General features: G+C 30.4%; 7 protein-coding genes. 4 read left to right on the top strand and 3 right to left on the bottom strand.

Features of this window, described 5'->3' with window-relative positions; all coding sequences use genetic code 11:
* Window positions 1-123: 123 nt before the first annotated feature.
* On the bottom strand, window positions 124-318 hold the full coding sequence (locus tag AC2FB1_RS10865) for a hypothetical protein (protein WP_490675248.1): 195 nt from the start codon (window positions 316-318) through the stop codon (window positions 124-126).
* Window positions 319-1,355: 1,037 nt separating this feature from the next.
* Between AC2FB1_RS10865 and AC2FB1_RS10860 the strand changes: the two genes are divergently transcribed.
* Window positions 1,356-2,057: an HAD family hydrolase gene (locus AC2FB1_RS10860; protein ID WP_490675247.1), complete on the top strand. Its 702-nt coding sequence runs from the start codon at window positions 1,356-1,358 to the stop codon at window positions 2,055-2,057.
* A gap of 158 nt (window positions 2,058-2,215) precedes the next feature.
* On the opposite strand, the gene AC2FB1_RS10855 is transcribed toward AC2FB1_RS10860, so the two are convergent.
* Window positions 2,216-2,878, bottom strand: coding sequence for a deoxynucleoside kinase (locus AC2FB1_RS10855; RefSeq protein ID WP_490675246.1), 663 nt, complete (start codon window positions 2,876-2,878; stop codon window positions 2,216-2,218).
* Entirely contained in the window at window positions 2,871-3,488 is a 618-nt protein-coding gene (locus tag AC2FB1_RS10850; protein ID WP_002455719.1) for a deoxynucleoside kinase, read from the bottom strand. Before AC2FB1_RS10850 ends, AC2FB1_RS10855 begins: the two co-directional genes overlap by 8 nt.
* Window positions 3,489-3,551: 63 nt before the next feature.
* Between AC2FB1_RS10850 and tadA the strand changes: the two genes are divergently transcribed.
* From tadA to AC2FB1_RS10835, 3 genes are all read left to right on the top strand, one after another.
* Window positions 3,552-4,040 carry a tRNA adenosine(34) deaminase TadA gene (tadA, locus tag AC2FB1_RS10845; RefSeq protein WP_490675245.1) on the top strand — a complete coding sequence of 163 codons (489 nt, stop codon included), beginning with the start codon at window positions 3,552-3,554 and terminating at the stop codon, window positions 4,038-4,040.
* Between the two features lie 117 nt (window positions 4,041-4,157).
* Window positions 4,158-5,024 (top strand): HAD family hydrolase, encoded by an 867-nt coding sequence (locus AC2FB1_RS10840; RefSeq protein ID WP_490675244.1) that lies wholly within the window; start codon window positions 4,158-4,160, stop codon window positions 5,022-5,024.
* A 28-nt stretch (window positions 5,025-5,052) separates the two neighbouring features.
* The gene (locus tag AC2FB1_RS10835) at window positions 5,053-5,619 is read left to right on the top strand and encodes an NADPH-dependent FMN reductase (protein ID WP_002449053.1); all 567 of its coding nucleotides are present in this window, start codon (window positions 5,053-5,055) and stop codon (window positions 5,617-5,619) included.
* Window positions 5,620-5,939 lie beyond the last annotated feature (320 nt).

Here is a 5,939-nt window from a genome sequence, read left to right as displayed (position 1 = left end):
TCTCTACAACTATAAAAAATAGCTGTGAAGAAATCTATCGTCATAGATTTCTTCACAGCTAATCTTAGTATGTTTTTATAGTACTATGTAGTAACAAAAATCGAATAATATTGTGAACTCTAATTAAATATCTAAATAATGTGAACAAATAAAATTAATAAGATATCCCATTAATGCTAAAATCCCCAATGATACAAATAACGCAGAAAAACCTCTACTCACGGTTTTATAAGCCAATCCTTCATTTTCTGCTAAAAAGAAACTAAATATAAACAAACTAAGGCCTATTCCAAATAGAATAAAGATAATGATTAACATAAGTAAATCCTTTCATTTTATTAATAATATATTGTACAGCATTTGTTAAGATGACTATATCGTACATAACAAACTATATTTATATAAATTTAAAGCAAAGCTATAAATTATTGTATTATCTATTAATTAAACCATTTATAGAGATAAAAGCAATAAGCCAAATTTTTTACTAACTTTCAATACTTCTAAATTACTTTTTAAGATTTTATGTATATGTCTAACTTTTAGGCAATATCTAATAAGATTGAAAGAAAAATAAAGACACTTTAGAACGAATCATATCGAATTAGGCAAGAATTCCCCACAAAACTAAATGTGTACTAAACTATTCGTTGTAAACATATTTAAGGAGATGAAAATCATGTTAGATATCTTTAGTTTCATTAAAAAAGTATATGATTTAGTAAGTGGTATTCTTGTAAATGGTGAACCAAGAAATTAATTAAATCTTTTCCCCCTAATCGAATTGAATATATATTTTCGTTATTAATATGATGAAAACACGCTTTTTGGTACTAAATAAGAAGCGTATTTCTTCATGTGTAATTTGAATTATAACCAATTAACATTTAGGCATTAAAGATAAACAATCAAGAGATTGTGTGCGTTTTTTGGTTTTTAAGATAAAATGATGATATCTCAAATAAGAGATGATTAAAATGATTGAAGCGAAATATTCAAATAATGAAATTGAAAAAATTTCTGATTTTCATAAGAAAAAGTATGTGACATATATTGTATAGCACCTATAAGAGGATAAATATATAATAAATGGTTGATATGTGTCAACTTATTATGGAAAATAGGGTTGAAATAGTGTATGATATTCATAGAGACTATTCCCTTACACATAGTCTCATTCCCGTTGAGGCATAGTAATGCCAAAGTTATTCAAAACTAGTTATATATATTCTTAGTTGAGTCATACCTAGAGAGGTATGACTTTTTTTATAAACTTATGATAATCAGTTATTTTACTATAATTAAAAGAATAATGTATATTACAATGAAATATAAAATAAGGAGTGCATATATTAATGGAATGGATATTATTTGATAAAGATGGTACATTAATCGAATTTGATCATAGTTGGGAAAAAATTGGTGTCCGTTTGGTAAAAAGCTTTCTAGATACATTTCCTGTAGCAAATAAAGAAGCAACACTTCGTAAATTAGGAGTTGTCAAAGATACTATTAATCCAAATTCTGTTATGGGATCTGGCTCTTTAGATGAAATTGTTCATGCATTTAATGATGAATCAGGTAAAGATGTTTCTAAATGGACTCGTGATACAAGTCAATCATTAGTAGATAGTCGTGAGCCGGAAAATAATTGGATCGAAGGTGTTTACGATACAATTCAATCACTACGAAAAGAAGGTTATAAGATTGGTATTGTGACTAGTGACTCTGAAAAAGGAGTGACACAATTTTTAGAAGAAACACATTCTAAAGATGCATTTGATGTAGTCATTTCTACTGAAGCACATGCGGCTGAAAAACCAAATCCTGAAGTACTTAAGCCACTTTTTGACAACTATGATGTTAAACCGGAAAATGTAGCTATTGTAGGTGATACAAATAACGATATGAAAACTAAAGTGAATGCAAAGTTAGGATTAGCCATTGGTGTATTAAGTGGTATTGCAAAAAAAGAGGAGCTTGTGGATGCCGATTATGTGATCGAAACGGCTGCTAGCGTACCAGAAGTATTAAAAAAATATACACAAAATCATTAAATAACACGAGATCAAAATAGCAATCATTGCTTTGTGCATTTAACGTATATTGACAGCAAAGGACTGAATTAAAAATGAGCTTATATTGATCTTTTTAATTCTAGTCCTTTTTGCCGTAGTGAGACAACCAATTCGAAATGAATTTTGTCTCTCTTTTTTTATCGATTATCTACATTTTTATATGTTTGAATAATATGTGCAATTTTGTCGATAATTGGATCTAAAGAATCGGGATTTTCATGAATATCATATTCATTAATATTCACTCTTACTACAGGACAAGCATTAAAATTGTTAATCCAATTTTCATAGCGTTTAAATAATTTTTTCCAATATACTGGATCAGTATTCATTTCCATATCACGACCACGTTGATGAATGCGGTCAATTACTTCCTCATAATTGCAGTCTAAGTAGATTAAAACATCTGGTTTAGGAAAATATGGTGTCATAACCATTGCTTCAAATAAATCAGAGTAAGTTTTGAAATCTTCCTTACTCATAGTCCCTTGCTCTTCATGCATTTTTGCGAAGATATCAACATCTTCATAAATAGAACGATCTTGTATAAATCCCCCTCCATATTCAAACATGCGTTTTTGCTCTTTAAAACGTTCAGCTAAAAAGTAAATTTGCAGATGGAAACTCCAACGTTCAAAATCATTATAGAATTTATCTAAATAAGGATTATGGTCTACATTTTCAAAAGAAGTTCTGAAATTAAGTTTATCAGCAAGAGCCTGAGTTAATGTAGATTTCCCTACGCCTACCGTTCCAGCAATAGTAATAATTGCATTTTGAGGGATACCGTAATTATTCATATTTTATATCTCCTATCATGGGTTTAATTTGGTTTAAAATCAATTGATAATCTGATTCATTTTGTACAAAATCTAAATCAGAAGTGTCGATTAAAATCACATTAGCACCTTCGTTTTTTAATGTTTCATAAAATGATAAATAATCCTTTTTTAAATTAAGTAAGTAGCTATCTTCAATTTGATGTTCAAAGCTACGGTTACGTTTAGCAATGCGACGTTTCAGTACATCTAAATCAGCATCTAAAAAGATGATCATATTAGGTAATTCAAGATCTTCAGTTAAAATATTGAAAATACGATTGAATTTATCAAATTCTGATTCGTTAAGTGTATTGCGCGCAAATATTCTATTTTTATAAATATGGTAATCACTTACCACACCTTGATTAATTTTTGCAATATCTTGTGCTTGTTTATAACGATTACAAAGGAAGAACATTTCAGTTTGAAAACTCCATTTTGAAATATCATCATAAAAATCAGAGAGAAAGGGGTTTTCATTAATGATTTCATTCTCTTCATAATAATTAAAGGTTTGGCTGATTTTGTGAGTAAGAGACGATTTGCCAACGCCAATCGGACCTTCGATTGCAATAAATGGTTTATTCATAATTACATCTCCAAATGTTAAAATAGACATTGAGTATTTTATCATAAGTAAGGGGTGACACATATGACAAATGATGAATTTTACATGAAATGTGCAATTGAAGAAGCAAAAAAAGCTGGACAACTAGGTGAAGTTCCTATCGGAGCAGTGATAGTTAAAGATAATGAAATCATTGCTCGTGCCCATAATTTAAGAGAAATATTGCAACAACCTACTGCTCATGCTGAACATTTAGCAATAGAACGAGCAGCTGAAGTAGTAGGAAGTTGGCGTTTAGAAGACTGTACATTATACGTTACACTAGAACCATGTGTTATGTGTGCAGGAACAATTGTAATGAGTCGTATCCCACGAGTTGTATATGGTGCAATGGATCCTAAGGGAGGATGCAGTGGCAGTTTAATGGATTTACTTCAGCAACCACAATTTAATCATCGTGCAATTGTTGAACAGGGTGTGTTAGAAGAAGAGTGTAGCAATTTATTGAGACAATTTTTCCGTGATTTAAGAGCTAAGAAAGTTAAAAGAAACACATCACCGTACAAAGGATAATAAATTTGTTAAAATAGGAACGGTAAAACAAATTAACATTCTGTCATTGTGTTCACTGAATATGTATGTTCTAAAATATAATAGCTGTAAGTTTAGCTAATGAAATGAGGTAACGGCATGATTAAACTGATTGCAACAGATATGGATGGTACGCTACTAAATGCTGCACATGAAATTTCAGAAGAGAACATTAAAGCGATTAAATATGCTCAATCAAAAGGGATTACAGTAGTCATTGCCACAGGTCGAGCTTTTTATGAAGCAAGCACGCCTATGGCTGAAACAGATTTAAAAGTACCTTATATTTGTTTAAATGGTGCAGAAGTACGTGATGAATCATTCAATATTATGAATACCTCTCATTTAAATCATGAATTAGTAGAACGAATTAAAGCGATTCTTGATCGAGAAGATGTGTACTACCAAGTGTATACGAATAGAGGGATTTATACAGAAGATCCAACACGTGATTTAGATATCTATTTAGATATTGCAAGAAATGCAGGCCAACAAGGTGATGTTGAAAAGATTAAAGCAGGGATTCAAAAACGTATAGATAACGGTACACTCAAAATTGTCGATAATTACAAGGATATTGAAGATATTCCAGGCGAACTGATAATGAAAGTACTGGCGTTTAATCCAGATCTTGAAAAAATTGAACGTATTGGAAAAGAATTATCGGCCATATCAAGTCTTGCTGTTTCATCATCATCACGTGGTAATTTAGAAATTACGCATTCAGATGCTCAAAAAGGAATTGCATTAGAAACTATTGCTAATCAACTTCATATTGACTTACAAAATGTCATGGCGTTAGGAGATAATTTAAACGATATATCCATGCTTGAACGCGTAGGCTATCCTGTTGCGATGGATAATGCGATGCCCGAAGTGAAAGCTATAGCTAAATTGGTTACAGATACCAATGAACATAGTGGTGTAGGTAAAGCAATTATGAAAGTTTTAACTGAAGAGAAATAAAATAATATGTAAGGGGTGTTAGAGCAAAATGAAAGGACTTATCGTAGTAGGAAGTGCACAAGTAGGTTCACATACCAACGCACTAGCTAAATATTTAACAGGACAATTCGATAATCATGATGTCGACGTAGATATCTTTGATTTAGCTGAAAGACCATTAAATCAACTTGATTTTTCAGGCACAACACATTCAACAGAGGAAATTAAAGCGAATACAAAAGCGTTCCAGGACAAAGCAATGGAAGCGGATTTCCTAATTTTTGGTACGCCAAATTATCATGGTTCATACTCAGGCATTTTAAAAAATGCGTTAGATCATATCAATATGGATTATGTCAAAATGAAACCAGTGGGCTTAATTGGTAACAGTGGAGGTATCGTAAGTTCAGAACCACTCTCACATTTACGAGTCATTGTTCGCAGTTTATTAGGTATTGCTGTACCTACACAAATTGCAACACATGACTCAGATTATGCAAAATTAGAAGACGGTACGTTATATTTAAATGACGAAGAATTTCAATTACGCGCAAAATTATTTGTCGATCAAATTGTATCATTTGTAAATAATAGTCCATATGAACATTTAAAATAAATTTTAATAATTGTAAAAAACACATATGTAAAGGAAGGAACTAGTTTAAAGAGCGATAGATATCGCTCTTTTTTTATTTTTTATTAAATTAAATAAAAAAAGTATTAATGTTTTTTTAATAATTATTAGTATCAATGGAGACGTGTATTTTCTAAAATTTCTGATATTTTTGGAAATATATGTATTGTCAATATAATATTAAGATGTTATATTTTTATTGGAGTATTGTACTCAATTAATTTGAAAAAACATACTAAGATTAGCTGTGAAGAAATCTATGACGATAGATTTCTTCACAGCTATTTTTTATAGTTGTAGAG

It is taken from the genome of Staphylococcus sp. CoH_129_LAB_1, from assembly GCF_058191515.1.
The sequence above is the reverse complement of the archived record's forward strand: the minus strand, read 5'-3'. Positions and strand labels throughout refer to the sequence as shown.